Genomic DNA, 23,796 nt, shown 5'->3' with positions numbered 1-23,796 from the left:
GTAGCCGCATGCGGTGGTGGAGAAGGGCCGGCCTGTGGAAGGCGCTGGGCATCGCGGGGTTCCTCGGCGTGGCGGCGACCGGCGCGGTGATCGTGCGCTCGGAGCGGCGGCGCCGCGCCTACACGCCGGAGGAGATCCGGAGCCGGCTGCACGAGCGGCTGGACGAGACGCCGGGGCACGGCACGCCGGGGGACGGCACGCCGGGGGGCGGGTCGTGACGGCCCGCGCCGTCCGCGTGCCGGCCTCGCTGGACCTGGAGCTGGCCTGGGAGGCGGTGTCCGGGGTGCTCGCGCCGACGCCCGCCGTCCCGTCCGGCCTCGCACCGGACGCGCTGCTGAAGCTGGAGACGTTCCAGCCGACCGGCTCGTTCAAGGTGCGCGGCGCGCTCGCCGCCGTGGCGGCGCTGCCGGGCGGGACGCCGGCCGTCACCGCGAGCGCCGGCAACCACGGCCTCGGCATGGGATACGCGGCGGCGCGGTCCGGCGCGGACGTGACGGTGGTCGTCTCGACGCGGGCGTCCCAGGTGAAGGTGGACCGGATCGGCGCGTTCCCGGTCCGGCTCGTCCAGCACGGCGACACCTACGACGAGGCCGAGGCGCACGCGATGACGCTGCCCGGCCACTACGTCTCGCCCTACAACGACCCGGCGGTCATCGCCGGGCAGGGCACCATCGGCCGGGAGCTGGACGCGCAGGCGGACGGCCCGCTCACGGTGATCGCGCCGGTCGGCGGCGGCGGGCTGCTCGCCGGGCTCAGCCTGTGGGCGCGCGAGCGCGGCGACGTGCGGATCGTCGGCGTGGAGTCGGCGGTGTCGCGCGGCGTGTCGGCGTCGGTCGCGGCCGGGCGGGTCGTCGAGGTGGAGGTCGGCGACACGTTCGCCGACGGGCTGCCCGGCAACCTGGAGGCCGGCTGCGTGACGCCGGAGGTGATCGGTCCGGACGCGGCGCTGACCGCCGTCACCGACGCGGAGATCCGCACCGCGCTGCGCTGGCTGTTCGCCGAGCACGGCCTGGTCGCCGAGGGCGCGGGCGCGGCGGGCGTCGCGGCGGTGCTCGCCGGCAAGGCCGAGATCGTCGGACGGCCTGTCGTGGTCGTGTCCGGCCGCAACATCACCGTCCCGACGTACACCGACGCACTGCGGAACCCGTAGCCGGGCGGCCCGGCTAGGGCGCGGTACGCGGCTTGTGGACGCAGACGGCCGGCGACCACGCCACGTCCGGCGCCTTGCCCTGCCGCAGCCGCACCACCGCGCCGACCTTGAAGCAGTAACGCACCTTCGGCTTCAGGCCGGGGACGGTGAACGACCGCGAGTTCGCCGTGGCCGACTGGACCGCGGCCGTCCCGGCCGGCTGCTGCCGGACGAGCAGCGGCAGGTCGCGCGCCGCCTCCGGCAGCGTCCAGGCGAGGACCGCCGTCCGGCCGACCGCGCGGGCGGTCAGGTGGCGCGGCCGGGCGGCCGCCAGCTGCGCCGGGTCGGGCGGCTGCTCCGCGCCGCCGCCGGGCCGCGACTGCGACACGGCGGGCGGGGTGCTCGCCGTCCCGTTCGGGCTGGGCGGGTCGTCGTGGCCGCCGCCACCGGTCAGGGCCAGCGCGCCGACGCCGAGCACCGCCCCGCCCGCGAGCGCGACCGCCGCCGCGATGACGAGCCCGCGGCGCGGCCCGTCCTGCGGCGGGCCCGACGGCACGTCCTGCGGCCCCGGCGGCGGCGCCGGCGCGGTGTGCGGGGTGGTCGACGAGCCGTTCCGCCGCGGATCGGTCGTCTCCTGCGGCGCGCCGAGCGGCCAGGCGGCGGCCTGGAGCGCCGGACGGTCCTGCGCCTGCTGCGCGGTCTCCGCGGTCTGCTGCGGCGCGGCGTCCGGATGCCAGGGCGACGGTGGTGCGGGGGCGGCGGCCTGGGCGTTCTTCGCGGACGGCGACGGGGTGGTCGGCGCCCAGTCCGGCACCGGGGGAGGCCCCGGATGCTCGGGGAACGACAGGCGCGGCGCGGGCGGCGGCCCGGACGGCGGATCCTGCAGCGGCAGCGCGGACTGCGACCCGGTCGGATGCGGAAGGACCGACACCCCGCTCGCCGCCACGTCCGTCACCGGCAGCCCCAGGTCGGCCTGCACCTGCTGCAGCGCCTGCGCGAACTCCACCGCCGAGCCGTAGCGGTGCTCGGGCGCCTTCGCCATCGCGCGCCCGATGACGTCGGCGACGGACGCGGGCACGTCCGGGCGCGGGATCGGGGGCGGCGGGTCGTTCAGGATCCGCAGCATCAGCAGCGCGATGCCCTCGCCCGGCGGCCCCTTGAACGCCGGGCGGCCGGCCAGCAGCTGGTACAGCGTGGAGCCGAGCGAGTAGATGTCCGCGCCGACGCCCGGCGGCCTGCCCTCCAGCACCTCCGGCGCGGCGTGGTGCGGGGTGAACGCCTGCGTGTGCGTGGCGTCGAACGAGTCGACCAGCCGGGCGATGCCGAAGTCGGCCAGCGCCGGCTCCCCGTACCGGGAGACCAGCACGTTCTGCGGCTTGACGTCGCGGTGCAGCACGTCGGTCTCGTGCGTGGCGGCGAGCGCGCCCGCCATCTTCACCCCGATGCGCAGCGTCTCGGCGACCGGCAGCGGCCCCTCCCGGGCGAGCCGGTCGGTGAGCGCGCCGTGCTCGAAGTACTCCATCGCGATGTAGGGGCGGCCGGACCGGGCCGTCCCGGTGTCCAGCACCGTCACGATGTTCGGATGCCCCGACAGCCGTCCGGTGATCTTGCATTCGCGCTGGAAGCGGCGCATCGCCGCGTCGTCGACCGAGCTGATCGACAGCACCTTCAGCGCGACCATCCGGTCCAGCCGCTCCTGGTGCGCGCGGTACACCACGCTGAAGCCGCCCTCGCCGACCTGCTCCAGCACCCGGTAGCCCGGGACGTCCTCGGTCATGGGCGGGGGGTCCTTCTCCGTCTCGTCCGGTGGTGGGCACCATCGCGGCGGGGGCGCGAGCGGCGGCCGGGGAGGTCCCCGGAGGTCAACAGCGTAGTACGGGGACGAATCGGGCGTAGGCGGTCTCGGTCCGGCGGCTCCGCGCGGGCGGCCGCCGCGCCCTCTCCGTACGGAAATAGGATGACATTTCTTTTGGCCTTGCTCATCGTTGCCCCAATTCCGCTCCACCGCGCGCCGGTGCCGCATAACCTCGGTCTCCGCGGTGCGAGGAACGCCGTGCCAGGGAACGGAAGGGGGAGGGGCCCGCCGTGACGGAGGACGTCATCGCGCAGCCGGCGCAGGAATCGCCGCCCACGAAATCGCATTATGGAAATCTCGTCCGAATGGCGTATTTCGTTCTGCCGGGCCGCGGGAAACGCGTCTACCGGCTGGCGATCGCCCGCCGGATCGTGGACGCCACCGCCCGCGGTCCCCGCGACCGCACCGCCCCGGGCCTCGCCCGCCGCCGCACCCGCGTGCTGCGCCGCGCGCTGCACCCGTCCCGCCGCCTGCAGATCGGCCTCGGCCCCTGGCTGCGCGCGCTCCCCGCGCGGCTGCCCGACCCGGCGCTGACCGCCGCGCTCGCCGAGCTCGACCCGTACGTCCGCGTCGCCTACGTGCTGCTGCGCATCGAGGGCCTGCCGAAGTACGCCGTCCGCGACCAGCTCCGCGAGCTGCGGGTGCGCGACCCGTGGCCCGTCATCGACGCCGCGTGCGCGGTCTCGATCCCCGTCCCGCGCCGCGCCGAGCGCTTCGACCCGGCGCACCTGCGGCCCGTCCGGACCCGCTCGGTGCTGCCGCTGGTGACCGCCGCCGCCCTCACCACGGCGCTGGTCGGCGTGCTGATCCACACCGGGGCCGAACCCGCCGCCGTCCGCACCGGCGCCCGGACGCTGCGGCTCGCCGCGGCCCCGCCGGCCGCCTGGACCCGCGGCGCCCGCACCCTGGACGCCTGGCCCGCGCGCGGCGACCTCACCGGCGACCGCGCGTTCCTCGACCGCGCCGCCGCCGCGTGGGCCGCCGCCGGAGGCGGCCGCGGACCCGGCGGCGGCACCGCGCAGCTCCTCTACGCGGGACACGCCGGCGGCGCGCCGGTCGCGCTGATGCGGCGCGGCGACCGCCTCGCCCGGTTCGCCCCGCCCGGCCTGGACGTCGTCGCCATCGGCACCGACCCGTCCGCCCCGATCGCCCTCGGCGGCGGACGCTACCTCCTCGCCCCCTGGGACCCGGCGCCCCGCACCCTCGCGGGCGCCGCGCTCCCCGCGCGCGACGGCGTCGTCGCGCCCCCGCCCGCCCGCACCCCCTGCGGCCGCGGCCCGCTCTTCCACCTCGGCGACCGCACGCTCGGCTACCTCGGCGGGCCGCGCGCCGCCGTCCTCACCTACCACTCGCCCGCCTACGAGCCCGCCGCGCGCCCCGACCCGCCCGCCCGCCTCGGCCCCGGCGCGGTGCGGACCTGGAACCGCCTCGGCTGCCTCGAACCGCCCCGGGCGCGCCCCGTCGCCGGCGCCATGGCCTGGGAGTTCTGGTCCGGGACGCTCCCGCACGGCGGCGCGCCCGCCGGCTGGTTCTGCACCCGGACGACCTACGCCGACGGCGGCCAGGCCGGCACGTCCACGCTCGTCGCCGACCGGCCCGCCGGCCGGCCCCGCGACACCGGCGCCTGCGACGGCCGCCGCCCGGTGTCGGGCACCTGGTGGCAGGCGCCGTCGGGCGGCTGGTACTACCTCGCCGCCGCCGCGTCCGGGCTCGTCCCGCGGGCGCGAGGGCCGCTCGGGCCGGCCACGACCGAGCACCGGCTGCTCGTCGCCCGGCCGGAGCGGCGCCCGAACGTCCCCGTCGCCGTCACCGCCGCGTCCCGCTGAACGGGGCCGGTCAGAACCCACTTACCGCGATCGGGCACACTAGGGTTACCGAACGGGATTCAGCGTCGCCCGCGGGGAGACCGCCCCGGGGCCGGCTCCCGGCGGAGACAGGTGGGACCGAAAGGGGCTGCAGATGGGCAAGGGGCCGCTCTCCGGAGTGCGCGTGATCGAGCTGGCCGGGATCGGGCCGGGGCCGTTCGCCGCGATGCTGCTCGCCGATCTCGGCGCCGACGTCATCCGGGTCGACCGCGCGTCCGCCGTGCAGGGCGCCGCCACCGGCGGCACCGACTTCAGCAACCGCGGCAAGCGCTCGATCGCGATCGACCTCAAGAGCGAGAAGGGCAAGGAGGTCGTGCTCCGGCTCGTGGAGCGGTCGGACGTCCTGCTCGAGGGCTTCCGGCCCGGCGTCACCGAGCGCCTCGGCCTCGGCCCCGACGACTGCCTCGCCCGCAACCCGCGCCTCGTCTACGGCCGGATGACCGGCTGGGGCCAGGAGGGCCCCCTCTCCCAGACCGCCGGCCACGACATCGGCTACATCGCCATCACCGGCGCGCTGCACGCGATCGGCCGCGCGGGCGGCCCGCCGCAGGTCCCGCTGAACCTGCTCGGCGACTTCGCCGGCGGCAGCATGTACCTCGTCGTCGGCGTCCTGTCCGCCCTGCTGGAGGCGAAGACCAGCGGGCAGGGCCAGGTCGTCGACACCGCCATCGTGGACGGCGCCGCGCATCTGTCCACCTTCATCCACGGCTTCCTCGCCGGCGGCATCTGGCAGGACCAGCGCGGCGTCAACATGCTCGACACCGGCGCCCCCTGGTACGACGTGTACGAGACCGCCGACGGCAAGCACATGGCGGTCGGCGCGATCGAGCCCCAGTTCTACGCCGAGTTCGTCCGCCGCCTCGGCGTCGACACCGACGGCCTGCCCGAGCAGTACGACCGCGCCCGCTGGCCGGAGATGCGCGAGCGGTTCGCCACCGCCTTCAAGGCGAAGACCCGCGACGAGTGGACCGAGGTCTTCGTGCCGAGCGACGCGTGCGTGGCGCCCGTCCTGTCGATGAAGGAGGCCATGGAGCACCCCTTCAACACCGCCCGCGACGTGTTCCCCGAGCGCGCCGGCCACCGCCAGCCCGCCCCGGCGCCGCGCTTCTCCCGGACCGCCACCGACACCGACGGGCTGCCCGTCCTGCCCGGTGGCCAGACCCGCGCCATCCTGGAGGACCTGGGCTTCGACGACGTCGACGCCCTCCTCGCCGACGGCGCGGTCGCCCAGGCCTGACACCCGCGAAAGGTGCCCGGGCCGGGCACCTTTCGCGGCGCCGTCAGCGCCGTTCCTGCCGGGAGCCCCGCCGCAGGGTGATGGACATGACGTCGCTCGGGCCGTCCAGTTCGAGGCGGTGCCAGCGGCCCCGGGGGACGATCACCGCGTGGCCCGCCTTGAGCCGGACCATCTCCTCCTCGCCGCCGGGCTCCTCGGGGCGGAAGTACATGCGGACCCCGCCGCCGGCCAGGCAGCAGACCGCCTCCTCGGCCGCCGGATGCACCTCCCAGTGGTCGGCGTGCACGTCCGCGTCGGTCTCGACGTGGAACGCCGCCACCTGCCAGCCGCCGTCGTCGGTGGTCATGCGGCGCTCGGCACCGTTCACCGCGCCGTCGGGGTAGAAGTTGAGCGCGAGGGCGAACATGTCGATCGGCTGGGTCATGACGGTGTTCCTTCCAGTCGGTTCTCCGCCGGAGCGGCGGACGGTACGGGCGCGGCCTTCGCCCGGCGCGGGAGGGCCAGCGCCACGAGCGCGGCCAGGACGAACAGGGCCGCGGAGACGGTGAGGCTCAGCGCGTAACCGCCGTTCAGGGCGGACGGGGAGGCCGCGTCGCCGGTGCGGTGGGCGGCGACCGTGGCGAGCGCGGCGAGGCCGACGCAGCCGCCGAGCTGGCGGGAGCTGTTGAGCAGCCCCGAGGCCATCCCGGCCTCCCGCGCCGCGACGCCGGTGGTCGCGGCGGCGGCGACCGGGGCGAGCACGAGCCCGATGCCGATGCTGCCGACGACCGACGGGCCGAGCACGTCGGTGAGGAAGCCGCCGTCCGGGCTGATCCGGGTGAACCAGGCCAGGCCCGCGGCGGCGAGCAGGCTGCCCGGGACCAGCGCCGCGCGGGGCGAGCGGTTCCCGGCGACCCGGGTGGCGAGCAGCGTGCCGAGGACGACGCCCGCCGAGAAGGGCAGGAAGGCCAGGCCGGTCTCGGCGGCGCCCATGTGCAGCACCTGCTGCATGTAGAGGGAGACGAAGTAGAACGCGGCGAACTGGCCCGCCGCCGCGAGGAAGACGATCAGGTTGGCGCCCGCCACCCACCGTCCGCGCAGCAGGCCGAGCCGGACGAGCGGCGCCCGCACCCGGGTCTCGACGGCGACGAAGGCCGCGAGGAGCACGGCCGCGGCGGCGAGGCAGGCGAGGGTCGCCGGGGCCGTCCAGCCGATGGCGTCGGTGCGCACGACGCCGAAGACGAGCAGCCCGAAGCCGGCAGTCGCCAGGACCGCGCCGGGGACGTCCAGCCGCTCGCGCGGGCCCGTGCGCGCGTGGGCGGCCACGCCCGCCGGGACGAGCGCGAGGGTGAGCGCGACGAACGGCAGGTTGACCAGCATCACCCAGCGCCAGCCCGCGTACTCGGTGAGCACGCCGCCCGCGAGGACGCCGAGGGCGCCGCCCGCCGCGTTCATCGCGCTCCAGACGCCGAGCGCGCGCACCCGTGCCCGGCCCTCGGTGAACGTGGTGGTCAGCAGGGCCAGCGAGGCCGGTGCCGCGGCGGCGGCGCCGAGGCCCTGGCCGGCGCGCGCCGCGACGAGCTGCCACGGCGCTTGGGCGAGCCCGCCGGCGAGCGAGCACAGCCCGAACACGGCCAGGCCGAGGACGAACATCCGGCGCCGCCCGTACAGGTCGCAGGCCCGGCCGCCGAGCAGCAGGAACCCGCCGAAGGCGAGCGCGTAGACGTGGACGACCCAGGACAGGCCGACCGGTGCGAAGCCGAGGGCGGTCCTGATCGCCGGGAGCGCGACGTTCATCACCGCCATGTCGAGCGCGAAGACGAACTGGGCGACGCAGGCCGCCGCCAGCACCGCCCAGGGGCGGGCCCGTTCTTTTTTGTACATGTATAGAAAGTAACCGGCGGCGGGCCCGGCTGTCGAGTCCGCGATGATGGGGGCATGCCGCAACCGTCCGCCCAGCGGGGCAGGCCGCCCCGGATCTCCCGCGCCGAGATCGTCGAGACCGCGCGCCGGATCGTGGACGCCGAGGGCGTGGACCGGCTGACGATGCGGCGGCTGGCCAAGGAGATCGGCAGCACGCCGATGGCGCTGTACCACCACGTCCGCGACAAGGAGCAGCTGCTCGTCCTGCTGCTCGACGACTACGCCGCGCGGATGGCGCGCGCGCCCGAGCTGCCCGCCGACCCCCGCGAGCGGATCGTGGTGACGGCGGCGGCGATCCGCGAGACGCTCGCCGCCTGCCCGTGGATCGCTGAGGTGCTCACCGCCGACGACCTGCTCGGACGGTCGGCGCTGTGGTTCGTCGAGCAGATCCTGGACGGCCTGGAGGAGTGCGGGCTGAGCCCCGAGCGGGCCGTCCACGCGTACCGGGCGATCTGGTACTACACCGCCGGGGAGATCATCGTGCGCGCCGCGGCGGCACGGCGCCGGGCCGGCGACGAGCGGCCGACCTACCGCGAGCGGGTGTTCGCCGACATCGACCCCGCCGAGCTGCCCCGCCTCGCGGAGGTCGCGGACCGCTGGACGGCGCTGACCGCGCAGGACACCTACCTCGACGGCCTGCGCGCGCTGGTCGACGGGCTCGCCGGCGCACCGTAGGAAGCCGGGGCACCGTAGAAGGGCGGCGCACCGTCGGAAGCCGGGGCACCGTAAGAAGCCGGGGCACCGTAGAGAGCCGGGGCACCGTGGAAAGGCGGCGCACCGCGGAAAGGCGCCGGGCCGCAGGTCGGAGGGCGTGCGGGCGGGCCCGCTTGTGAGCCGCCTGACAATTCCTCCGGGCCAAGTGGCGAGTCCTGCTACAAGACCGCGCGGAAACGCGGCCGTACCTTGTCAGCACCTCAGCTGATCAACGCGGCCGCACCCACCCCCGACCTCACGACGATGCGCGGCCGGAACCCGCATTCCCGCTCCCCGGGTTCCGGCCCCTCTTCGGCGTGCCCGTTTCCAGGGAGATGAACATGCGTTTCAGGCGACTCAAGTCCTGGGCCGTCATCGCCGCGGCGATCCCCACCGCGATCGGGCTGTCCGCCGTGGCCGCGCCCGCGGCCCACGCGGAGACGAGCCCGGACGGCGCCAACGACTGGAACTGCAAACCGTCGTTCCTGCACCCCCGCCCGGTGGTGCTGGTGCACGGCACTTTCGAGAACATGGCGTTCAACTGGCAGAAGCTCTCGCCCGCGCTGAAGAAGGCCGGATACTGCGTCTACGCGCTCAACTACGGCGGCGCGCAGGACGCCCCCATCCAGGGCACCGGCGAGATCGCCGCGTCCGCGGGCCAGCTGTCGGCGTTCGTCGACAAGGTGCTGGCCGCGACCGGCGCCTCGAAGGTCGACATGGTCGGCCACTCCCAGGGCGGGATGATGCCCCGCTACTACCTGAAGTTCCTCGGCGGCGCGTCGAAGGTCAACAAGCTGATCGGCATCGTGCCGTCCAACCACGGGACGAACCTGGACGGGCTCGTGGCGCTCGGCAGCCTGCTCGGCATCACGCAGGCCGTGGTGAAGGCCGCGCCCGCGGCCGGCGAGCAGATCACCGACTCCGACTTCCTGAAGAACCTCAACGCGGGCGGCGACACGGTGCCCGGCGTGCAGTACATCGTGCTGTCGACCAAGTACGACGAGGTCGTCACGCCGTACACCTCGGAGTTCCTGAACGGCTCCAACGCGCAGAACGTCCTGCTGCAGGACAAGTGCGCGAACGACACCAACGCGCACGTCGGCATCGCGTTCGACCCCGTCATGATCAAGTTCGTGGAGAACTCGCTCGACATCTGGGGCCCGTACTGGCCCATCGACTGCGGCAACCCGCTCGGCTGACGATCCCGGAAAACCGGCGTTCTCGAAAACAGGGCGTTCCCGGAAATGCGGCGCCCGGCGGTTCCCCCTTTCACCGCCGGGCGCCGTTCCGCGCTAGAGCCCGAGCCGTTTGGCGACGATCTCGTTCATGATCTCGTTGGTGCCGCCGCCGATGCCGAGGAGGCGGGCGTCGCGGTAATGGCGCTCGACCTCCGATTCCCGCATGTACCCCATCCCGCCGTGCAGTTGCACTGCCTCGTGGACGACGTGCTCGCAGGCGTAGACGGCGGTGTTCTTCGCGTACGCGGTCTCGGTGAGGACGTCCTCGCCGGCGGCGTGCCGTTCGGCGACCGAGCGGGTGTAGGCGCGCGCCACGTCCACCTGCCGCGCCATCTCGGCGACCTTGTGCCGGACGAGCTGGCGCGACGACAGCGGCCGGCCGAACGTCTCGCGGTCCCGGATCCAGCTCAGCGTGAGGTCGAGGCAGCGCTGCGCGGTCGCGTACGCCTGGACGGCCAGCGACAGCCGCTCGGTGACGAAGTTCTGCACGATCTGCAGGAACCCGCTGTTCTCCGCGCCGATCAGGTTCGCGGCGGGCACCCGGACGTCGGTGAAGGCGAGCTCGGCGGTGTCGGAGCACTGCCAGCCCATCTTGCGCAGCGCCTTGGAGACGGTGAAGCCGGGCGTCCCCTTCTCGACGACGATCAGCGAGATGCCGCCGAAGCCGGGTTCGCCGGTGCGGACGGCGGTGGTGACGAAGTCGGCGCGCACGCCGGAGGTGATGAACATCTTGGCGCCGTTGACGACGTAGGAGTCGCCGTCGCGGACCGCGGTGGTGCGGATGCCGGCCACGTCCGACCCGGTGCCGGGCTCGGTGACGCCGAGCGCGCCGATCTTCTCGCCGGCCAGCACGGGCCGCGCGAACCGGTCGATCAGCTCCTTGTCGCCGGACGCGATGAGGTGGGGGAGCGCGATCCCGTGGGTGAACAGCGACGCGACGACGCCGCCGGACCCGCCCGCCTGAATGATCTCCTCGGCGACGATCAGCGCGTCGAACAGCTCGCCGCCCGAGCCGCCGGCCTCCTCCGGGAACCCGGCGCCGAGGATGCCCGCCTCGGCGGCGCGGCGGTGCAGCGACCGGGGGAGCTCCCCGGCGTCCTCCCACTCCGGCAGCGACGGGACGATCTCCCGCGCGGTGAAGTCGCGGACGAGTTCGCGCAGCGTCGCGCGCTCGGGGGTCTGCCAGGGGTTCAACGCGCCTCCTCGTGATTAGAACGAGGTTCGGAATCTAGCAGCCGCCGGTGGCGGGGACGGTGGTGAGCTCGGCCACGTGCCGGCGCAGCACCGCCCGTATCTCCTCCGGGCCGGAGCTCTCCGGCTGCAGGACGGCGTGCAGGGTGAGCCCGTCCACGAGCGCGTGGACCCGCGCGGCCTCGGCCTCCAGGTCGAGGCCCGGCCGCAGGACGCCGGTCCGGCCGGCCGCCCGCAGCACGCGCAGCGCGATCGAGCGCAGGTCGCCGTGCATCTCCGCGGCGAGCGGCCGCAGCTCGGGCCGGGTGCGGGCGCCGACGACGAACGCCAGCCACACCTCGGCCTCCTCGCGCCGCTCGGCGTCGAGGGGGAGCAGCTCGGCGAACAGCGCCTCCAAGGCGGCGGCGTGCTCGGCGGGCGGCGCCGCCGGGTCGGGGACGGCGAGCCGGCCCGCGCGCAGCCGCAGCCGCTCGCCGGCCCGCTCGGCGAAGTACCGCATCGCGAAGATCATGATGTCGGCCTGGCCGCCGAAGTAGTGCCGGACGGACCCGATGGCGAGGCCCGCCTCGGCGGCCACGTTGCGCAGCGACGCCTGCTCCAGGCCGTCCCGGCGGGCGACGCGGAAGACGGCCTCGGCCACCTCGCGGCGGCGCGCCTCGGGGTCGACGATCTTGGGCATCCCCCTTTTATAGCACGTCCGTGCTACGGTGGATTTAGCACGACCAAGCTAAAAACGACGGAGGGAGAGGGACGTGCGAGAGGTGATGGACATCCTGCTGATCCGGTTCGCGATCATCGTCGGGCTGATCACGCTGCTGATCATCGCCGGGTTCACCGCGGCGATCGTGCTGAAGCGGCGCGGCGGGCTCGGGCGGGCCCGGCGGCTGGTCGAGCCCGCCGTCCGCGCCTGGGCCGCCCGCCCCGACGCCGCCCGCCCCGACGCCGCCCGCCCCGACGCCAGCCGCGCCGATGCCGCCCGCCCCGCCGCCGGGCGGTATCCGCGGCCGGGCGCGGCGCGGAGCGGCGGCCGGGCCGGGCTCGGCCGGCTCGCCGTCCGCGGCGCCCTGCACTACCTGGACCGCACCGAGGCCCGCCGGACGGAGGGGACCCATGATCGTCGCGAGCGGTGACGCGGACGTGCTCACCGAGCTGCTGCTCGACCGGCTGCTCAAGGGCGCGATCGTGCTGGCCGCGCTGATCGTGCTGGTCGCCGTCCTCGCGGTCGTCTACCGCAAGGCCGGCCCCAAGGACCCGCCCTAGCCGGCCGCGCCGGCGACGGCCGCCGACCACAGCGCGAGGGCGTCGTCGATCTGCGACGCGTCCACCACCAGCGGCGGGATCATCCGCACGACGTTGCCGAACGCGCCGCAGGTGAGCAGCAGCAGTCCCTGCTCGGCGGCGGCGCGGTGGGCGCGCTGGGCGGCGGCCGTGTCGGGCTCGCCGTCCGGCGTGCTGAACTCACAGGCCTGCATCAGCCCGAGCCCGCGCACGTCGCCGATCTCCGGATGGTCGGCCGCGACCTTGCGCAGGCCCTCGTTTAGCCGGGCGCCGAGCACCGCCGCGTTCTCCACCAGGTTCTCGTCCCGGATGACCTCCAGGGTGGCGAGCGCGGCGGCGCACGCGACGGCGTTGCCGCCGTAGGTGCCGCCCTGCGACCCCGGCCACGCCTTCTCCATCAGCGCCGCCGGCGCCGCGATCGCCGACAGTGGGAACCCGCTGGCCAGGCCCTTCGCGGTGATCAGCACGTCCGGCATGATCGCCGAGTGCTGGTGGCCCCAGAACCTGCCCGTCCGGCCGTACCCGGTCTGCACCTCGTCGACGACGAGCAGGATCCCGTGCCGGTCGGCGCGCTCGCGCAGCCCCTCCAGGAAGGCGGGCGGCGCCGGGATGTAGCCGCCCTCGCCGAGCACCGGCTCGACGACGAACGCGGCGGTGTCGGACGCCGGGCTGGACGTGGCGAGCGCGTAGTCCAGCTCCCGCAGCGCGAACCGGGTCGCCTCGTCCTCGTCCCACCCGTACCGGTAGGCCTGCGGGAACGGCGTGACGGCGACGCCCGGCATCAGCGGGCCGATGCCCGCGCGGAACTTGGTGCCCGCGGTGGTGAGCGCGGCGGCGCCCATCGTCCGGCCGTGGAACGAGCCGTGGAAGACGACGATGTTCTGCCGCCCGGTGGCGTGCCGGGCGAGCCGGATGGACGCCTCGACGGCCTCGCTGCCGCTGTTGAGGAAGAACAGCGAGTCCAGGCCGTCCGGCAGGACGTCGCCGAGCGCCTCGACCAGGCGCAGCAGCGGCCGGTGCATCACCGTCGTGTACTGGCCGTGGATCAGCGTGCCGACCTGCTCGCGCGCCGCCTCGACGACGCGCGGATGGCAGTGCCCGGTGTTGGTGACGCCGATGCCCGCGGTGAAGTCCAGGTGGCGGCGGCCGTCGGCGTCGTACAGGTACACGCCCTCGCCGCGTTCGGCCAGGACGGGGGTGGCCTGCTTGAGCAGGGGTGAGAGCTGAGCCATCGCGTCCTCCGGTAGATTGTCGACAATCTGCACGCTAGGTCGCCCTGGACCGGATGTCCAGGGGACCCCCTGCGCGGTCCTCCTGCGCGGTCCTCCTACGACGTGCGCAGCCGCCGGATCGAGTCGGTCATGTGCTCCTCGATCAGCTGCAGCAGCCGCTCCTCCTCGCCGTCGCCGATCGCGTCCACCAGCCGGCGGTGCTCCTCGACCAGCTCCGACGGCTCGGGATAGGTGTCCTGCAGCGCGTTCAGGCACATCCGCGTCTCGACCAGCAGCGTGTGCGCCATCCGCTCCAGCCGCGGGCTGCCGGACGAGCTGACCAGCACCTCGTGGAACGCCTGGTCGGCGTCGCTCATCTTGACCCGGTCGCGCTCGCGCGCCGCCTCGATCAGCGCCTCGAGCGCCTCGGTGAGCCGGGCGACCGCCTCGCCCCGGTTCCGCTGCATGATCAGCTGGCAGGCGGCCCGCTCGATCGCCAGCCGGGTGAGGTAGACGTCCTCGACGTCGCCCTCGTCCAGGGTGATCACGAAGAGCCCGCGGTGCGGCTCGCTGACCAGCAGTCCCTCCTGGACGAGGCGCTGCATCGCCTCGCGCAGCGGGCCGCGGCTGATGCCGAGCCGGGCGGCCAGCTCCGCCTCGCCGAGCTGCGCGCCCGGCTCCAGCGCCCCGTACATGATCGCCGAGCGCAGCTCGTCGGACACGATCTCGACCGTCGACCTGCGCGGGACGGGTTCCAGCTCACCCAACCGGCCCATCGGCGGGCCCCTTTCGTCATAGCTGCCAGGGATCTCGTCCCGGTGCCGGGGCGGGGACGGCGAACAGCCGGCCGAACCCGGCGCGCGGCGCGAGCCCGGCCGGGCCGGCGGCGAGCCGCAGCCCCTCCCACACGCTCACCTGGTTGGCGGTGAGCACCGGCTTGCCGACCCGCTCCTCCAGCTCGTCGAGCCAGGCCACGGTGTGCAGCGCGGTGTCGGGCACCAGCACCGCCTCGGCGTCGGGATGGTCGTTGGCCGCGACGAACTCCAGCACGTCGTCGCGGCGGAGGGTGCCGACCTCGGCGGCGGTGACGATGCCCCGGCAGGACAGCGCGACCACCTCGATGCCGGCGTGGCCGAGGAACGCGCCGAACCGCTCGGCGACGTCGGCCGGATAGGTCGCGGCCACGGCGACCCGGCGCAGGCCGAGCGCGCGCGCCGCGTGCACGAACGCGAACGACGTGCTGGACGCGGGCACGCCCGCGGCCTCGCCGACGCCCCGGACCTGCGCGGCGGCGCCGTCCCAGCCGAACACGAAGCTGCCGCTCGTGCACGCCCACACGGCGGCGCGGACGCCCAGCTCGCGCAGCTTGCGGGCGCCCTCGCCGAGCACGTCGTCGCCGCCGATGTCGAGCAGCGCGTCGACCCGGTGGGCGTCCTCGCGCATCAGCGTGTGCACGACCGGGAGGCTGACGTCGCCCGCCCCCGACCTGCGCAGGGCGCGCTCGATCGCGGGGTAGTCGTCCTCGGCGCTGTAGCCCGGGTAGAGGAACCCCGCGGCGGGACCGTTGTGCTGCATGTTGTCGACAATCCTACCTTCATCGATCATCGGGGGTCAGGCGGCGGTCGGGCGGCCGAGCTGCACCAGCCACTGCCCGGGACCGGCCGCCGAGCGGCCCATGGCGCGCAGCGCCGAGCACATGGTGACCTGGTTGGCGGTCAGCACCGGCTTGCCGATCATCTGCTCCAGCGGGGCGATGATGTCGTAGGTCGGCACGTTGGTGCAGCTGATGAACACCGCCTCGGCCTCCGGCCGGTCCACCGTCGAGACCGCGCTGACGATCTCGCCGTAGCCGACCTTCCAGATGTGGCTGAGCAGCCCCATCCCGACCGACGACACCACCTCGATGCCGTGCTCGCCGAGGAACGAGACCAGCCGCCCGGTGACGGCGTCGATGTACGGCGTCACCACCGCGATCCGGTTCGCGTCCAGCAGCCGCAGCGACTCCACCAGCGCGCCGGACGTGGTGGCGACCGCGGGCGCGCCCGCCTCGGCCATCGTCCGGTGCAGTGCGAGCTCGCCGGCCTTGCCGCGGATGAAGCTGCCGGACGCGCAGGCGTAGGCCACCGCGAGCGGCTCGGGGGCGAGCACGTCCCGGGTCGCCTGCCGGACGATCGAGTGGTCCGACAGCGCCGAGGCCATCTCGACGGTGACCGGCACCGGGACGTACGGCAGCCGGGTCATGAACAGCGACACGTCGTCGGGGGTCCACCGCCACAGCTCGCGGTCGAGCGCGAAGTCGAACGGCGCGACCACGCCGATGCCCTGCTGCGCGACCAGCTCGGGCCCGACGACCAGCGTGGGGTCGAATGTCATCTGCGCGGCCACCGCTCTAGGACTCGTGCCGGCGGTAGACCAGGCGCTCGCCGACGGCGCCGGACCGCCAGACGTCGTTGCACGCCTCGGCCATCCGGTCCAGGCCGTCGACGATCGTCGCGTACACGTTGCCGGGCACCCAGCCGACGTCCCCGTTCAGCAGCAGGTTGTTGCGGCCGTAGAAGATCGCCAGGTCGATGACGCCGGGCAGCTCGTGGATGTTCTTCTCCTCCTTGAACGCCCGGTCGAGCATCCCGCCGGGGAAGGAGAAGTACACGACGTCGCCGGGGATCGGCGTCACGGTCGGGTTCTCCAGCCCGACCTCCTCCTCGGCGAACCGCTCCACCATCGTGTAGACCTCGTTGCGCGCGTACTTGGCGTGGTACGCGTCCCCTCCGAGGGGCAGCGCGCGCCATACCGCCTCACAGGTGCGCGGCGCGTCCTTCTCCAGGAGCTCGGCGACGCAGGACACGCCGCGCTTCTCCAGTGAGATGGTCATGAGCTTGGCCATGCCGGGCCTCCCCGCGGACAGGGGTGGGCGAGAGCGTCGCCACCCGAAAGGACTCTTGCGTTAGAGCGCTCTGGGACGCGTCCTGGCCTTGGGCAATACGGTTGCGACGGTCTTGCAGCACGATCAGCGCGGCCACCTGGCGGTTCTTCCTCGCTGATTGTTGACAATCCTACGAAGCGTTCCTAGCGTGTCAATGCCCCTCCACGTTGCCGTCCCGTAAATTCCGGAACCCCGAAAGTGGCCGCCGATGGAGCAAGGTCCGAACGCGTCCGGTGAGCCGCCTCGCGTGGTGGTCCTCCAGGACGACGTCCCGCCGCCCGGCATGGCGGCCGCCGAACGCCTCGCGCACGTCGTCTACGTGCGGAAACCCCAGCTCGCGGGCGCCCTTCCAGGGTGCGACGCGCTCTTCATGTGGGACTTCTGGTCGGACGCGCTGGCGGCGGCGTGGCCGCGCGAGGGCGGCCCCCGCTGGGTCCACATCGCGAGCGCCGGCGTCGACCGGCTGCTGTTCCCTGACCTGGTCGAAGGCAACACCATCGTCACCAATTCGCGAGGGGTGTTCGACGAGCCGATCGCCGAATACGTCCTCGCGCTCGTGCTGGCGTTCGCGAAGGATCTGCACGCCACCGTCCGGCTGCAGGGCGAGCGCGTGTGGCGGCACCGCGAGACCGAACGGATCACCGGCGCCCGCGCGCTGGTGGTCGGCACCGGCCCGATCGGCCGCGCCATCGCCCGCCGCCTCGCCGCCGCCGGGCTCCGCGTGTCGGGCGCAGGCCGCACCGCCCGCGAAGGCGACCCCGACTTCGGCACCGTCCACCCGCCGGAACGGCTGCCCGACGCGCTCGCCGAAGCCGACTACGTCGTCCTCGCCGCGCCGCTCACCACCGCCACCCGGAACATGATCGACGCCGCGGCGCTCGCCCGGATGCGGCCGTCCGCGCGGCTGATCAACGTCGGGCGCGGGCCGCTGGTCGCCGAGGACGACCTGGTCGAGGCGCTGCGCGACGGCCGCATCGCGGGCGCGGCGCTCGACGTGTTCGTCGACGAGCCGCTCGCGCCGTCCTCGCCGCTGTGGACCCTGCCCAACGTGATCGTCTCGCCGCACATGTCGGGGGACGCCATCGGCTGGCGCGACGAGCTGGTCCGGCTGTTCACCGACAACCTCGACCGGTTCGCGCACGGCCGCGAGCTGCGCAACGTCGTCGACAAGCGGCTGGGCTACGTGCGCCCGGACGCGACCGCAACACCGGACCCGTACGCCGGGCAGAGGGGATAACGGCCATGACGGACGCGGCAGACCTGACCGCCGTCGAGCTGCTGGAGGCGTACCGCGCGAAGGCGCTCTCGCCCGTCGAGGCCGCCGAGGCCGTCCTCGCGCGGATCGACCGGGACGACCCGGAGCTCAACGCGTTCTGCCTGCTCGACCCGGAGACCACGCTGGAGATGGCGCGCGCCTCCGCCGAGCGGTGGCGGCGCGGCGCGCCGCTCGGCGCGCTCGACGGCGTGCCCGTCTCGATCAAGGACGTGCTGCTCACCCGCGGCTGGCCGACGCTGCGCGGGTCCACGACGATCGACCCCGCCGGGCCCTGGACGGAGGACTCCCCGGCCGTCGCGCGGCTGCGCGAGCAGGGCGCCGTCTTCGCCGGCAAGACGACCACGCCGGAGTTCGCGTGGAAGGGCGTCACCGACAACCCGCTCACCGGGATCACCCGCAACCCGTGGGACGCCTCCCGCACGCCCGGCGGGTCCAGCGGCGGCGCGGCGGCGGCGGTCGCGGCGGGCATGGCGCCGCTCGCGCTCGGCACCGACGGCGGCGGCTCCGTCCGCATCCCCGCCGCGTTCACCGGGACCTTCACCATCAAGCCGACCTACGGCCGCATCCCGCACTACCCGGCCAGCCCGTTCGGCACGCTCGCGCACACCGGCCCGATGACCAACACGGTCGCCGACGCGGAACTGCTGCTCGACGCGGTGTGCGGCGCCGACGTCCGGGACTGGTCGTCCCTGCCGCCGCCCCCGGCGCCGTTCGCGGGCGGCGACCCGCACGACCTCACCGGCCTGCGGATCGCCTTCAGCCCCGACCTCGGCTTCGCCCGGGTCGACCCGGAGGTGGCGGCCTCGGTGGCCGCCGCGGCCGAGGTGTTCACCGAGCTCGGCGCCAAGGTCGAGCAGGCCGATCCCGGCTTCGCCGACCCCGTCGCCGACTTCGAGGTGCTCTGGTTCGCCGGCGCCGCGAAGGTCGTCGAGCACCTCACCGCCGAGCAGCGCGCGCGCCTCGACCCGGGTCTGCGCGAGATCTGCGAGCAGGGCGCCCGTTACTCGGCGGTCGAGTACCTCACCGCGACGGCGCGCCGCATGGAGCTCGGCCGCGTGATGGGCCTGTTCCATGACCGCTACGACCTGCTGCTCACCCCGACCATGCCGATCGCCGCGTTCGAAGCCGGGCTGGAGGTCCCGCCCGGATCGCCGTCCCCCCGCTGGACGTCCTGGACGCCGTTCACCTACCCGTTCAACATGACCCAGCAGCCCGCCGCGAGCGTGCCGTGCGGGTTCACCGCGGACGGGCTGCCCGTCGGCCTCCAGGTCGTCGGCGCCCGCCACGCCGACGCCCTGGTCATGGCCGCCTGCCGCGCCTACGAGCAGGCCCGCCCGTGGAAGCGGCTCACCCGAACGCGATGACGGAGCGGCCGCGGTGGCGGCCGTCGGCCATCGTGGCGAGGACGCGGGGCGCCTCGTCCAGCGTCACGGGCGTGACGTCCGGGAGGATCCCGTGCGCGGCGGCGAACGCGAGCGTGTCGCGCAGGTCGTGCGGGGAGCCCGACGGGCTGCCCATCACCCGCACCCGGTTCATCACGAGCGCGGCGGGCGGCACCGCGAGGGCGTCGGCGCCGACGCCGAGGACCAGCAGGGTGCCGTCCGGGGCGACGCCGCCGAGCGCGGCCTGCGCGGGGGCGGTGCTCGGCGCGGTGTTCACGATGACGTCGGCGCCGCCCCAGCCCTGGAGCGCCTCGGCCGCGTCCTGCTCGTCGGTGGCGACGTAGAGCTCGGCGCCCATCCGGCGCGCCTCGTCCTCCGCGCGCCGCGACCGCGACACCGCGGCGACGCGGGCGCCCATCGCCGCCGCGAACCGGATCGTCATCTCGCCGACGCCGCCGGTGCCGAGCACCGCCACGCGCGACCCGGCCGTCGCGCCCGCGTGCCGCAGCCCGTTGAACGCGGTGATCCCGGCGCACATCAGCGGCGCCGCGGCGACCGGGTCCAGGCCGCCGGGCAGCGGGGTGACGAACCCGGCGCGGGCGACGAAGTACTCGGCGTAGCCGCCGTCGTCGGTGATCCCGGTGACGCGCCGGGGCGCGCCGGTGCACAGGATCTGGTCGCCGCGCACACACTGGTCGCAGCGCCCGCACGAGCCGTAGATCCACTGGGCGCCGACCGGCGTGCCGGGCGCGGGCCAGTCGACGTCCGCGCCGAGCGCCTCGACGACCCCGCTGATCTCGTGCCCGGGCACGGTCGGGAACCGCCCGAACGGGTAGTGGCCCTGCATCAGCCCGACCTCGGAGTAGCACATCCCGCAGGCGGTGACCTTGACGAGGATCTCCCCGGGCCCGGGTTCGGGCACCTCCCGCTCGACGATCTCGAGCGGCCTGCCCTTGCCGGTGAGAACGGCGCTGCGCATCTCGCGTTCCTCTCGTAGACGGGGACGGCCGGATCGCGACCGCCAGAACCAACGATATACCCACTTCTATAGTGCTGCTACATGACCCTTGGCTCCGACCCCGGGTATGCCCACGTCAACCGCCCCTAACGACGCTCGCCGAAGTTATGTAGCATCGATGTTGTGAGCGCGCAGAAGGACACCGACGGGCGGGACCGCATCCTGCGGGCGGCCGCCCGGCTGATCGCCGAGTCCGGCGGCGAGCCCGTCTCGACCCGCGCCGTGTGCGCCGCCGCCGGCGTCGGCGCGCCCACCCTCTACCACCACTTCGGCGACAAGCAGGGGCTCCTGGACGCTGTCGCCGCGCACGGGCTCGAGGAGTACCTGGCGAGCAAGCGCGCCCAGCCCGCTACCGGCGACCCGGTCGACGACCTGCGCCACGGCTGGGACCTGCACGTCGAGTTCGGGATGTCGCACCCGGCCGTCTACGCGCTGATCTACGGCTCGCCGCGCACCCCGCCCGCCGCGGACGAGGCGTACGCGATCCTGCTCGGCCTGGTCGGCGCCGTCGCCCGCGCGGGACGGCTCCGCGTCCCGGTGGAGACCGCCGCGCGGATGATCCAGTCCGCGGGCATCGGCGTCGTCCTCTTCCTGGTCGCGAACGGCGACGACGGCGGCGACCTGTCCGCCCGCACCCGCGAGGCCGTCCTCGCGGCCGTGACCGTCCCGGACGGCTCCGGGAGCGCCCCCGCCCCCCGCGACACCCGCGCGGCGTCCGCGGTCGCCCTCCGCGCCGCCCTCGCCACGGACCCGCCGCCCGGCCTGACCCCCGCCGAGACGACCCTCCTCACCGAATGGCTAGACCGCCTCACCGACTGACGCCCGGCTGCCGCTCAGGCGGGTTTCGGTGGGGTGGTGCCGTAGAGGGTTGAGGTCCAGGCGTTGGTGAGGACGTCTATGAGGACCTTCTCGTCGTCGAACGGGGGGACTCCGGTCGCGGCGAGGTAGTAGAGGCGCTCGCCGAGCCAGGTCAGCGAGGCGGCCACGGCGCGGGTGTCCATGGGACCGAGCCGTTCGCGGGCTCGTGGGTCGGACTCGATGCGCGCGGTGGCGGCCTCGGTGAACAGGTCCATCTGTTCGAGCCACAGTTTCCGCAGGTCCTCGTCCGATCCCCAGCTCTCCACGATGGCCGCGAGCACGCCGGCGTTGTCGCGCCACAGCCGCGCGCCGGCGGCCACGCCGGCACGGAGCGCGGAGACCGGGTCCTGCTCCTGGTCGATCCACGGGCGTGCCGCCTGCTGCCCCTGCGCGACGGCCTCGCGCACGAGCTCGCCGAGCACGGCCTGCTTGCTCGGGAAGTAGAAGTAGAAGCTGGCCCGGGAGACCCCGGCGGCGGCCAGGACGTCGGCCACGCTCAGGGCGTCGAAGCGGTGCTCGCGCAGCAGCTCGCGCGTCGCGGACAGGATCCGCTCCCTCAGCTCGGCGGAGGCCGGGGACGAGCCGGATCGGCGGGTGGGGTGCACGGGCCGCTTCGAAGGCATGTGAGCCATCATAGCCAACGCCAGACATTGTGTATGGACATGGTGTCCAGACACGTTGTATGGTCCCGGGCATGACGCAGATAGCGATTCATTTGGTCGTCGGCGACCCGGACGAGGCCGCCTCCTGGTACGCCGAGGCGTTCGGGGCGCGCGAGACGAGCCGCCTCACGCTCCCCGGCGGCCGGACGCTGACCGTGGAACTCCTGCTCGGCGACACCGTCCTGGCGGTGGCGGGGGAGATGCCCGAGCGGGGCATGCGCACCCCGGCCGCGCTGCGCGGCACGCCCGCCGCCCTGCACGTCGAGGTCACCGACGTCGACGCCGCCTCCGCTCGCGCGCTGCGGGCCGGCGCCACGGTCTTCGAACCGGTGCACGACGCGTTCTGGGGCGACCGCACCGGCCAGTTCCTGGACCCGTTCGGGCACCGCTGGGCCCTGAACCAGCACGTGCGGGACGTGCCGCCGGAGGAGATCGCGGAGCGGGCCGCCGAACTGTTCGGCGGAGCGGCGACGGCATGAGGTACCGCACTCTCGGGACGAGCGGCCTCCGCGTCTCCGAACTGGTCCTGGGCGCGATGACGTTCGGGGAGCAGGGCGGGGTCGGCGCGCCGCTGCCGGAATGCCGGCGGATGCTGGACCTGTACGCCGAGGCCGGCGGCAACATGATCGACACCGCCGTCAACTACCGGGACGGGGCGAGCGAGGAGATCCTCGGCGAGTTGCTCGGCGGTCGCCGCGACTCTTTCGTGCTCGGGACGAAGTACACGGTCTCCCGCGACCGCGCCGATCCCAACGCCGCCGGGAACCACCGCAAGAACCTGCGCGCCTCCCTGGAGACGAGCCTCCGCCGCCTGCGCACCGACTATGTGGACGTCTACTGGGTGCACATGTGGGACCGTCACACGCCGTTGGAAGAGACCATGCGGGCGCTGGACGACGCGGTGCAGGCGGGCAAGGTCCTGTACGTGGGCATCTCCGACACGCCGGCCTGGGTCGTGGCCCGCGCCAACACGCTGGCGCAGTGCCATGGCTGGAGCCCGTTCATCGGCCTGCAGGTCCCCTACAGCCTGCTCCAGCGCGACATCGAACGCGAGTTGCTGCCGATGGCCGAGTCGCTCGGTCTCGGCGTCACCGCGTGGAGCCCGCTGGCCGGCGGGGTGCTGACCGGCAAGTACGGCCGTCCGGAGTCCGCCGCCGGCGGACGTCTGGCCTCCGCGTCCCTTTCGGAAAAGGACCACGCCGTCGCCCGAGCCGTCCAGGACGCGGCCGAGGAGATCGGCGCCACGCCTTCACAGGTGGCGATCGCCTGGACGATGCACCGCTCCCGCGCGATCCACCCCATCGTCGGAGCCCGCACCGAGGACCAGCTCCGCGACAACCTCGCCGCCGCCGACCTCACCCTCCCGCCCGAGACCGTGACCCGCCTGGAGGAGGCCACCGGTTTCACCCTCGGATTCCCCGCCGACTTCATCGCCCAGACGTCGCCCTGGGTCTTCGGCGCGGCCCTGATGCGGTGAAGGCGATCAGTCGTTGTCGCGGTTCTTGAGCTCCTTGCGGAGCTTCTTCTCGCGGCGGCGGGCGCGGCGCTTGACGTCGACGCCGCCCCAGAACGCGAAGCCCTTCACGACGACCGTGGGGGAGCCGGGGACGCCGGCGGCGCTCGCGCCGTGGTCGAAGCCGCCCATGATGCCGATGCCCTTGACGTGGACGGTGATGTCCTCCGGGACGACGATGTCGACGCCGCCCATCAGGGCGAACGCGCGGATCGTGACCTCGCCCTCGGTGAAGCGGGCCTCGCGCAGGTCGATCTTGCCGCCGCCCCAGAACGCGAACGCGGTGAACGCGCGGGGGACGTTCCACACGCCGGTCCGGGTGAAGCCGCTCATGATGCCGATGCCGGTCGACCAGGACGGGGCGCCGTCGACCGGGCGCCAGTCGGCGCCGGCGTGGGGAGCGGGCGCGGCGGGCGTCCCGGCCGCGGGCAGGTCGCGGGTGAGCGGCTCCAGTTCGGCGTACGTCTTCGCCGCGTACACCGCGTCCAGCCGCTCGTCGAGCTCCTCGAGCGTGAGCCGTCCCTCGCCGGCCGCGGGGGGGGGGCCCCGCCCGGCGCCGGGGGCC

General features: G+C 74.5%; 26 protein-coding genes. 13 read left to right on the top strand and 13 right to left on the bottom strand.

The annotated features are described in order from the left end of the window. Nucleotides 1-8 precede the first annotated feature (8 nt). Nucleotides 9-218 (top strand): hypothetical protein, encoded by a 210-nt coding sequence (locus AB0C78_RS34945; protein WP_360756562.1) that lies wholly within the window; start codon nucleotides 9-11, stop codon nucleotides 216-218. Beyond that, entirely contained in the window at nucleotides 215-1,150 is a 936-nt protein-coding gene (locus AB0C78_RS34940; RefSeq protein ID WP_360756486.1) for a pyridoxal-phosphate dependent enzyme, read from the top strand. The genes AB0C78_RS34945 and AB0C78_RS34940 overlap by 4 nt, the downstream gene beginning before the upstream one ends. 13 nt (nucleotides 1,151-1,163) lie before the next feature. Here the strand turns inward: AB0C78_RS34940 and AB0C78_RS34935 are convergent, their stop codons facing one another. Next, on the bottom strand, nucleotides 1,164-2,906 hold the full coding sequence (locus tag AB0C78_RS34935) for a protein kinase (RefSeq protein WP_360756483.1): 1,743 nt from the start codon (nucleotides 2,904-2,906) through the stop codon (nucleotides 1,164-1,166). A gap of 383 nt (nucleotides 2,907-3,289) precedes the next feature. On the opposite strand from AB0C78_RS34935, the gene AB0C78_RS34930 reads away from it, so the two are divergent. Continuing rightward, nucleotides 3,290-4,810, top strand: coding sequence for a hypothetical protein (locus AB0C78_RS34930; protein ID WP_360756480.1), 1,521 nt, complete (start codon nucleotides 3,290-3,292; stop codon nucleotides 4,808-4,810). 133 nt (nucleotides 4,811-4,943) lie between these two features. Then, complete coding sequence (locus AB0C78_RS34925; RefSeq protein ID WP_360756478.1) at nucleotides 4,944-6,086, top strand: CaiB/BaiF CoA-transferase family protein; 1,143 nt, start codon at nucleotides 4,944-4,946, stop codon at nucleotides 6,084-6,086. A 43-nt stretch (nucleotides 6,087-6,129) separates the two neighbouring features. On the opposite strand, the gene AB0C78_RS34920 is transcribed toward AB0C78_RS34925, so the two are convergent. Next, a complete protein-coding gene (locus tag AB0C78_RS34920; protein ID WP_360756475.1) occupies nucleotides 6,130-6,510 on the bottom strand; it encodes a cupin in 381 nt (126 codons plus the stop codon). Next, nucleotides 6,507-7,949 (bottom strand): MFS transporter, encoded by a 1,443-nt coding sequence (locus tag AB0C78_RS34915; RefSeq protein WP_360756473.1) that lies wholly within the window; start codon nucleotides 7,947-7,949, stop codon nucleotides 6,507-6,509. Before AB0C78_RS34915 ends, AB0C78_RS34920 begins: the two co-directional genes overlap by 4 nt. Before the next feature lie 54 nt (nucleotides 7,950-8,003). Between AB0C78_RS34915 and AB0C78_RS34910 the strand changes: the two genes are divergently transcribed. Together AB0C78_RS34910 and AB0C78_RS34905 are read left to right on the top strand one after the other, a co-directional pair. Then, nucleotides 8,004-8,663 (top strand): TetR/AcrR family transcriptional regulator, encoded by a 660-nt coding sequence (locus AB0C78_RS34910; RefSeq protein ID WP_360756470.1) that lies wholly within the window; start codon nucleotides 8,004-8,006, stop codon nucleotides 8,661-8,663. Nucleotides 8,664-9,022: 359 nt separating this feature from the next. After that, nucleotides 9,023-9,880, top strand: coding sequence for an alpha/beta fold hydrolase (locus tag AB0C78_RS34905; RefSeq protein ID WP_360756467.1), 858 nt, complete (start codon nucleotides 9,023-9,025; stop codon nucleotides 9,878-9,880). A gap of 93 nt (nucleotides 9,881-9,973) precedes the next feature. Here the strand turns inward: AB0C78_RS34905 and AB0C78_RS34900 are convergent, their stop codons facing one another. Then, nucleotides 9,974-11,113: an acyl-CoA dehydrogenase family protein gene (locus AB0C78_RS34900; protein WP_360756464.1), complete on the bottom strand. Its 1,140-nt coding sequence runs from the start codon at nucleotides 11,111-11,113 to the stop codon at nucleotides 9,974-9,976. A gap of 34 nt (nucleotides 11,114-11,147) precedes the next feature. Continuing rightward, the gene (locus tag AB0C78_RS34895; RefSeq protein WP_360756462.1) at nucleotides 11,148-11,789 is read right to left on the bottom strand and encodes a TetR/AcrR family transcriptional regulator; all 642 of its coding nucleotides are present in this window, start codon (nucleotides 11,787-11,789) and stop codon (nucleotides 11,148-11,150) included. A gap of 73 nt (nucleotides 11,790-11,862) precedes the next feature. Here AB0C78_RS34895 and AB0C78_RS34890 point away from each other — a divergent pair, with 73 nt between their 5' ends. Both AB0C78_RS34890 and AB0C78_RS34885 read left to right on the top strand, forming a co-directional pair. Further along, the gene (locus AB0C78_RS34890; RefSeq protein ID WP_360756460.1) at nucleotides 11,863-12,240 is read left to right on the top strand and encodes a hypothetical protein; all 378 of its coding nucleotides are present in this window, start codon (nucleotides 11,863-11,865) and stop codon (nucleotides 12,238-12,240) included. Further along, nucleotides 12,221-12,370: a hypothetical protein gene (locus tag AB0C78_RS34885; RefSeq protein ID WP_360756458.1), complete on the top strand. Its 150-nt coding sequence runs from the start codon at nucleotides 12,221-12,223 to the stop codon at nucleotides 12,368-12,370. The genes AB0C78_RS34890 and AB0C78_RS34885 overlap by 20 nt, the downstream gene beginning before the upstream one ends. Here AB0C78_RS34885 and AB0C78_RS34880 read toward each other — a convergent pair. From AB0C78_RS34880 to AB0C78_RS34860, 5 genes are all read right to left on the bottom strand, one after another. After that, nucleotides 12,367-13,620 (bottom strand): aminotransferase class III-fold pyridoxal phosphate-dependent enzyme, encoded by a 1,254-nt coding sequence (locus AB0C78_RS34880; protein WP_360756456.1) that lies wholly within the window; start codon nucleotides 13,618-13,620, stop codon nucleotides 12,367-12,369. The genes AB0C78_RS34885 and AB0C78_RS34880 overlap by 4 nt on opposite strands. 95 nt (nucleotides 13,621-13,715) lie before the next feature. Further along, nucleotides 13,716-14,375 carry a GntR family transcriptional regulator gene (locus AB0C78_RS34875; RefSeq protein ID WP_360756454.1) on the bottom strand — a complete coding sequence of 220 codons (660 nt, stop codon included), beginning with the start codon at nucleotides 14,373-14,375 and terminating at the stop codon, nucleotides 13,716-13,718. Between the two features lie 16 nt (nucleotides 14,376-14,391). Further along, the gene (locus tag AB0C78_RS34870) at nucleotides 14,392-15,174 is read right to left on the bottom strand and encodes a maleate cis-trans isomerase (RefSeq protein ID WP_360756452.1); all 783 of its coding nucleotides are present in this window, start codon (nucleotides 15,172-15,174) and stop codon (nucleotides 14,392-14,394) included. Nucleotides 15,175-15,210: 36 nt separating this feature from the next. Then, complete coding sequence (locus AB0C78_RS34865) at nucleotides 15,211-15,972, bottom strand: Asp/Glu racemase (RefSeq protein ID WP_151545742.1); 762 nt, start codon at nucleotides 15,970-15,972, stop codon at nucleotides 15,211-15,213. Between the two features lie 16 nt (nucleotides 15,973-15,988). Then, entirely contained in the window at nucleotides 15,989-16,471 is a 483-nt protein-coding gene (locus tag AB0C78_RS34860; protein WP_206700200.1) for a DUF3830 family protein, read from the bottom strand. 259 nt (nucleotides 16,472-16,730) lie between these two features. Here AB0C78_RS34860 and AB0C78_RS34855 point away from each other — a divergent pair, with 259 nt between their 5' ends. Both AB0C78_RS34855 and AB0C78_RS34850 read left to right on the top strand, forming a co-directional pair. Next, complete coding sequence (locus AB0C78_RS34855; RefSeq protein WP_360756449.1) at nucleotides 16,731-17,759, top strand: D-2-hydroxyacid dehydrogenase; 1,029 nt, start codon at nucleotides 16,731-16,733, stop codon at nucleotides 17,757-17,759. Nucleotides 17,760-17,764: 5 nt separating this feature from the next. Further along, nucleotides 17,765-19,162 (top strand): amidase, encoded by a 1,398-nt coding sequence (locus AB0C78_RS34850; RefSeq protein WP_360756446.1) that lies wholly within the window; start codon nucleotides 17,765-17,767, stop codon nucleotides 19,160-19,162. Here the strand turns inward: AB0C78_RS34850 and AB0C78_RS34845 are convergent. After that, nucleotides 19,146-20,159: an alcohol dehydrogenase catalytic domain-containing protein gene (locus AB0C78_RS34845; protein ID WP_360756444.1), complete on the bottom strand. Its 1,014-nt coding sequence runs from the start codon at nucleotides 20,157-20,159 to the stop codon at nucleotides 19,146-19,148. The two genes, AB0C78_RS34850 and AB0C78_RS34845, sit on opposite strands and share 17 nt — an antisense overlap. Nucleotides 20,160-20,321: 162 nt before the next feature. Here AB0C78_RS34845 and AB0C78_RS34840 point away from each other — a divergent pair, with 162 nt between their 5' ends. Next, nucleotides 20,322-21,017 carry a TetR/AcrR family transcriptional regulator gene (locus AB0C78_RS34840; RefSeq protein ID WP_360756442.1) on the top strand — a complete coding sequence of 232 codons (696 nt, stop codon included), beginning with the start codon at nucleotides 20,322-20,324 and terminating at the stop codon, nucleotides 21,015-21,017. A gap of 14 nt (nucleotides 21,018-21,031) precedes the next feature. Here the strand turns inward: AB0C78_RS34840 and AB0C78_RS34835 are convergent, their stop codons facing one another. Further along, a complete protein-coding gene (locus AB0C78_RS34835; protein ID WP_360756439.1) occupies nucleotides 21,032-21,679 on the bottom strand; it encodes a TetR/AcrR family transcriptional regulator in 648 nt (215 codons plus the stop codon). 71 nt (nucleotides 21,680-21,750) lie between these two features. Here AB0C78_RS34835 and AB0C78_RS34830 point away from each other — a divergent pair, with 71 nt between their 5' ends. Next, nucleotides 21,751-22,197 carry a VOC family protein gene (locus AB0C78_RS34830; protein WP_360756436.1) on the top strand — a complete coding sequence of 149 codons (447 nt, stop codon included), beginning with the start codon at nucleotides 21,751-21,753 and terminating at the stop codon, nucleotides 22,195-22,197. After that, complete coding sequence (locus AB0C78_RS34825; protein WP_360756433.1) at nucleotides 22,194-23,195, top strand: aldo/keto reductase; 1,002 nt, start codon at nucleotides 22,194-22,196, stop codon at nucleotides 23,193-23,195. The genes AB0C78_RS34830 and AB0C78_RS34825 overlap by 4 nt, the downstream gene beginning before the upstream one ends. Nucleotides 23,196-23,201: 6 nt before the next feature. Here AB0C78_RS34825 and AB0C78_RS34820 read toward each other — a convergent pair. After that, a partial coding sequence (locus AB0C78_RS34820) for a DUF1707 domain-containing protein (protein WP_360756431.1) occupies nucleotides 23,202-23,796 on the bottom strand: 595 nt, incomplete at its 5' end.

Origin of the sequence: Actinomadura sp. NPDC048394 (genome assembly GCF_040651755.1) — a bacterium.
GTDB classification, from domain to species: domain Bacteria; phylum Actinomycetota; class Actinomycetes; order Streptosporangiales; family Streptosporangiaceae; genus Spirillospora; species Spirillospora montaniterrae.
The sequence above is the reverse complement of the archived record's forward strand: the minus strand, read 5'-3'. Positions and strand labels throughout refer to the sequence as shown.